A 5,667-nucleotide genomic window follows, 5' to 3' on the forward strand; every position below is an offset into this window, starting at 1 on the left:
GCGCTCCCGCTCCCGCAGCATCCGTCGCGCCCCCGCGACCTGCTCGGCCGTGGCCCGTTGCGCGGCGCGCTCCGCCGTGACCCTCGCGAGATCGGCGCGCGCGATCTTCAGCGTCGTGCGCCGAGCGACCGCCGTCTGCTGCGCGATCCGCAGATCATGTCGGGCCGCGTCGTACTCGAGCCGCCGCCCGCTCCGTGTGCTGCGGCGGCGCAGCCCGATCGCACCAGCGGTCGCGCCGGCGGCGGCGGTCGGCGCGATCCACCACCACTCGGCGAGGAGCAGCACGGGGTCCATACCTCGATGCTACCGACCCGTACCGACGGCGGCGATGCGCCGAGGGCCCGGCCTCCACGGGGAGACCGGGCCCTCCGCGCACGCGGACGCCGTCAGACGAGCGTCTCCTGCCACGCGGCGTGCAGCTGCGCGAACTTGCCGGAGCCGCCGATGAGCGCCTCCGGGGTGTCGTCCTCGATGATGCGGCCGTGCTCCATCACGAGCACCCGGTCGGCGATCGCGACCGTCGACAGCCGGTGCGCGATGATGATCGCCGTCCGGTCAGCGAGCAGCGTCTGCAGCGCGTCCTGGATCAGTCGCTCCGACGGGATGTCGAGCGAGGCGGTGGCCTCGTCGAGGATGAGCACCGCCGGGTCGGCGAGGAAGGCGCGCGCGAACGAGATCAGCTGTCGCTGCCCCGCCGAGACGCGACCGCCGCGCTTGTTCACGTCGGTGTTGTAGCCGTCGGGCAGCGCCGAGATGAAGCCGTCGGCGCCCACCGCGCGGGCGGCGGCCTTGATCTCGTCGAGCGAGGCGTCCGGCTTGCCCAGGGCGATGTTGTCCGCGACCGTCCCGCTGAACAAGTACGCCTCCTGCGTGACCATCACGATCGCACGACGGAGATCCTTCGGGTGCAGCGAGCGCAGGTCGACGCCGTCGAGGGTCACCCGACCCTCCGAGGGGTCGTAGAAGCGCGAGATGAGCTTGGCCAGCGTCGACTTGCCCGCACCGGTCGTCCCCACGAGGGCGATCGTCTGCCCGGCCGGGATGTCGAGCGAGAAGTTCGGGAGGATCGTCTTCTCGCCGTTGTACCCGAACGTGACCTCGTCGAACTCGACGTGTCCGCGCGACTCCCACAGGTCCACCGGCTTCTCGGGGTCGGGCACCGTCGGCACCTCCTCGAGTACGCCGGACACCTTCTCCAGCGCCGCGGTCGCGGACTGGTAGGAGTTCAGGAACATCGCGATCTCCTGCATCGGCGCGAAGAAGTTGCGCACATACAGCACGGCGGACAGCAGCACGCCGACCGTGAGGGCCCCCGTCGACACCCGGATGCCGCCCCACAGCACGACGATCCCGAGCACCAGAGCCGCGACGCCCATGAGCCCCGGCTCGAACGTGCCGAACAGCAGCATCGAGCGGCGGTTCACGTCGCGGTAGTCGCCGGCGACCTGCTGGAACGCCTCGTCGTTGCGCGGCTCCTTGCGGAACGCCTTCACCGCGCGGATGCCGGTCATGGTCTCCACGAACTGCACGATGACCTTGGCGCTGATCACGCGCGACTCGCGGTACACCAACTGCGAGCGCGAGTAGAACCAGCGCATCAGGAAGAACAGCGGCACCCCGCCGAGCGCGAGGATGAGGCCGGACTGCCAGTCCCACACGCACAGCGCGATGAAGGTGAACAGCCCGAACAGCACGCCGGACACGAGCTCGTTCAGGCCGCCGTCCAGCAGCTCCCTGATCGAGTCGAGGTCGCTCGTCTGTCGCGAGATGATGCGCCCCGAGGTGTACGACTCGTGGAACTCCAGGCTCAGCCGCTGGGTGTGCAGGAAGATGCGCTTGCGCAGATCGAGCAGGATCGCCTGCGTCAGCTTCGCCGCGATGATCACGTACCAGGCGATCAGGGCGGCCGCGAGCGCACCGGCCAGCAGGTAGATCCCGCCCACCACGAACGTCGGCATCCAGTCGGCGTTCTCGATCACGGCCGGCAGTGCACGGTCGAGCCCGATGCTGATCAGGATCGGACCGGCGACCTGCAGCGCCGTCGAGATCACGAGCACCACCGCGGCGAGCACGATCTGCGGCTTGAGCGGCCGCACGAGCGAGCCGAGCAGTCGCAGCGACCGCTTGCGGATCGCCCTGCTCTCCTCGCGGGTCAGGCGGGAACGGTCCTCGTCCTGGGTGCCGGTGAGCGTAGAGCTCATCGCTGCACCTCCTTCTCGCTCATCAGATCGTCGTCGGCGGCGTCCTCCCGGAGGCCGTCCTGCACCGCATCGTGGATCTCCGCCTCGGTGTCGCGGATGACCGGGATCGCGCCGGTGCGCGCCGCCTCCTCGGCCTCCAGGCTCGAGATGACGTGACGGTAGTGGCGGCTGGTCTTCAGCAGCTCCGCGTGCGTGCCGACCGCGGTGACCCTGCCGGCCTCCAGCAGCGCGACCCGGTCGGCCAGGGCGACCGTCGACGGGCGGTGCGCCACGATCAGCGCCGTGGTGTCGGCCAGCACGTGCCGCAGGGCCTCCTCCACTAGGGCCTCGGTGTCGACGTCGAGCGCCGACAGCGGGTCGTCGAGCACGAGGACCTTGGGCGCGGCGGCGACGGCACGCGCGAGCGCCAGACGCTGCCGCTGCCCGCCGGACAGGCTCAGGCCCTCCTCGCCGATCACCGTCTCGACCCCCTCCGGCAGCGTGTCGACGAACGACGCCTGGGCGACGTCGAGGGCCTCGCGCAGCACGCGCTCCCCCTCGTCGCTGTGCATGTCGAGGTCGGCGCGTCCGAGCAGCACGTTCTCCCGCACCGACGCCGAGAACAGCGTCGCGTCCTCGAACGCCATCGCGATGTGCCGACGCAGCTCCGCGAGCGGCAGGTCGCGCACATCAACGCCGTCGAGAGTGACCCGTCCGCCCGTCACGTCGTACAGCCGCGTGGGGAGCGTCGTGAGCGTGGTCTTGCCGCTTCCGGTCAGGCCGACGAGCGCCATGGTCTCGCCGGGCCGCAGCACGAGGTCGATGCCGTCGAGCAGGTCGCGCTCCTCGGCACCCGCGTCCTGGTAGCGGAAGTGCGCGCTCTCGAACGCGAGCTCGCCCCGCGGCTCGTCGATGTGCACCGGGTGCTCCGGGTCCGTGATCGTGTTGGTCTCGGAGAAGATCTCGAACACGCGGTCGGTCGCCGTGCGGGCGTCGAGCATGAACGAGAACAGGAAGCCGATCGACTCGATGGGCCAGCGCAGCACCACCGCCATCGCGAAGAAGGCGAACAGCTCCGCCTCGGTGATCGCGCCCTGCGAGATCAGCCAGATACCCGACATCAGGCTCAGGCCGAACGCGATCTGCGGCATCAGGTCGAGCCAGAACCAGATGGACGCGATCGCGCCGGCCTTGCTCATCTCGGTCTCGCGCAGCGTCTCCGCCTGACGGCTGAAGCGACGCAGGGCGTGCTTGCCGCGGCCGAACGCCTTCAGCACACGGATGCCGTGCACGCTCTCCTCGACGCTCGTGGCGAGGTCGCCCGCCTGGTCCTGACTGCGGCGGGTGAGGGCGCCGTAGCGCTTCTCGAACAGGTAGCCGCGGATCCACAGCGGGATCGCGGTCACCAGGAAGATCGTGCCCAGCAGCCAGTGCCAGCGGAACAGCAGCACCGAGCCGATGATGATCGTGAGCACGTTGACCACGAGCAGCACGAGGCCGAACGCGAGCCAGCGGCGGATGAGACCGATGTCCTGCATCATGCGGCTCAGCAGCTGTCCCGACTGCCAGCGGTCATGGAACGCGACCGGCAGCGTCTGCAGCCGCGAGTACAGCTCCGTGCGCATCGTGTACTCGACCTGCGTGGCGGGGAACAGCACGAACTGACGGCGGAGCCACACCATGAGCGCCTCGCCGAGCGCCAGGGCGAACACGGCGGCCGCGCCCCACACGATCGCATCGATGTGACCGGAGCGGACCGGTCCGCCGATGATCTGCTCGAGCACGATCGGGATCATCAACGCGATGAGAGCGGCGGCGAGCGCGCTCGCGGCCCCTCCGGCGAGACGCCAGACGACCGGCTTCACGAAGGGCTTGAGCCGCCACAGCGCGGCGGGGGTGGACAGGGTGGACGACGCATTGTGCGCGGAAGACGAGGAAGACATGTCTCTCAGAGGAGTCGAGGCGAAACGAAGAGGAAGAGGACGGATGCGAGAGCGGGCTCCTGGAGCCCGGCATCCGGTGCAGAACGGGGGCGGCGGCTCTAGGAGAGCGGGCGCACCGGGGTCGAGCCGAGAGTGGCGATCTGCGCGGCGGCGATCGTGGTCATGGTGTCCTCCTCATGGGCTCGGCGAGGTCGTCCGGTTGGCGCGACAGCCCATCAGCCTATTCCTGTGAACCAGCTGGGCGCAAGAGGAATTCCCGCGGCAGCCGAAAGCCCCGTCCTGCGTGGAGACGGGGCGGGGCTTCGGACGGCTCAGCGCGCGGCGCTCTCACGGGCCAGGAGGCTCTGCTTCACGGCGAGACCCCACGCGAAGCCGCCCAGCGAGCCGTCGGTGCGCAGCACCCGATGGCACGGGACGTACAGGGCCGGGGCGTTGCGGGCGCAGATCGACGCCGCCGCGCGCACCGCGTTCGGATTGCCGAGGCGCGCGGCGAAGCCCGTGTAGGTGAGCGGCCGACCCGGCTCGATGCCGCGCAGCGCATCCCACCCCGCGCGCTGGAGAGCGGTTCCGGTCTGCTTCACCGCGACGGCGTCGATCGCCGACACGTCACCGGCGTAATAGGCCAGGGCGGCAGCCGCCGCGTCGGTCTCGGCGTCGCGCAGCTCCTCCGGACGGGCGGCGGCGGAGAGGCGACCGAGGATCGCCTCCACGTCGTCGGTCCACCCGGAGGCGAGGACGCGCTGCTCGGCGTCGGCCAGGATCGTGAACGGGCCGTCCGGGGTGTCGATGGTCTGGATCAGGGCGGTCATGGCGTCTCCTTCATCTGGGTCTCGTCGTCGGTCGCGGCCGCGCGGGCGGCAGGCGACCGCGGTCCCGCGGGGCGCTGGGGTGCCGCACGCCACAGGTGCGCGCTGAGGTAGCTCCGCCAGGGGGCCGTGCGCTCGGCCCAGGCGACCAGGGGCTTCGGCTCGCCGGGGAGTCCCACCGCCGCCGCGCCCGCGCGCAGCGCGACATCGCCGGGGAGCAGGATGTCGGGGTCGCCGAGCACACGCATCCGCACGTAGTCCGCCGTCCACGGTCCGATCCCCGGCATGGCCAGCAGGGCCGCGCGCTGCTCCGCGCCGTCATCGCCCACGGTCAGCGTCAGGCTGCCGTCGGCGAGGGCCGCGGCGGCCCCCGTGACCGCGCGGATCCGGGCCGCGGGGCCCCGCAGCACCTCGGCCCCGTGCTCCGCGATCGCGGTCATGGTGGGGAACAGCAGCCCCTCGGGTGTCTTCTCCCCCAGCGCCTCGGTGAGTGCGGTGAGCGCGGTGCGGGCGGCGACGACGGTGATCTGCTGCCCGATCATCGCCCGGATCAGCATCTCGTGCGGATCCGCGGCCCCGGGCACCCGGATCCCCGGCGTGCGTGCGACCAGCGCCGCCAGCGACGGATGCGCGGCCAGGGCCTCGTCGATCGCGAGGGGGTCGGCGTCGAGGTCGAACAGGCGCCGCGCGGTCGACACCAGCGGCGCCAGGTCGCTCAGGCGTGCGACGCGAGCCCGC

The 5,667-nt window shown here is 71.2% G+C and carries 4 protein-coding genes and 1 pseudogene; all 5 read right to left on the reverse strand.

Annotated features, from left to right (window positions below):
• Positions 1 to 294 (reverse strand): annotated as a pseudogene (locus tag DW309_RS16135) (hypothetical protein); the annotation flags it as partial.
• 92 nt (positions 295 to 386) lie between these two features.
• Positions 387 to 2,201: an ABC transporter ATP-binding protein gene (locus DW309_RS16140; RefSeq protein WP_136031010.1), complete on the reverse strand. Its 1,815-nt coding sequence runs from the start codon at positions 2,199 to 2,201 to the stop codon at positions 387 to 389.
• Entirely contained in the window at positions 2,198 to 4,123 is a 1,926-nt protein-coding gene (locus tag DW309_RS16145; RefSeq protein ID WP_136045941.1) for an ABC transporter ATP-binding protein, read from the reverse strand. The genes DW309_RS16140 and DW309_RS16145 overlap by 4 nt, the downstream gene beginning before the upstream one ends.
• A 311-nt stretch (positions 4,124 to 4,434) precedes the next feature.
• Positions 4,435 to 4,932: a methylated-DNA--[protein]-cysteine S-methyltransferase gene (locus tag DW309_RS16150; protein WP_136045942.1), complete on the reverse strand. Its 498-nt coding sequence runs from the start codon at positions 4,930 to 4,932 to the stop codon at positions 4,435 to 4,437.
• Positions 4,929 to 5,667 (reverse strand): DNA-3-methyladenine glycosylase family protein (locus DW309_RS16155; RefSeq protein WP_136045943.1); only part of this gene is annotated, 739 nt, incomplete at its 5' end. The genes DW309_RS16155 and DW309_RS16150, both read right to left, overlap by 4 nt.

The organism is Microbacterium sp. K41 (assembly GCF_004794395.1).
GTDB classification, from domain to species: domain Bacteria; phylum Actinomycetota; class Actinomycetes; order Actinomycetales; family Microbacteriaceae; genus Microbacterium; species Microbacterium sufflavum.

Bases quoted from the DNA above. Each gene is read 5' to 3' on its own strand.
- DW309_RS16150 (WP_136045942.1), bottom strand. From the start codon at position 4,932: ATGACCGCCCTGATCCAGACCATCGACACCCCGGACGGCCCGTTCACG.
- DW309_RS16140 (WP_136031010.1), bottom strand. From the start codon at position 2,201: ATGAGCTCTACGCTCACCGGCACCCAGGACGAGGACCGTTCCCGCCTG.
- DW309_RS16145 (WP_136045941.1), bottom strand. From the start codon at position 4,123: ATGTCTTCCTCGTCTTCCGCGCACAATGCGTCGTCCACCCTGTCCACC.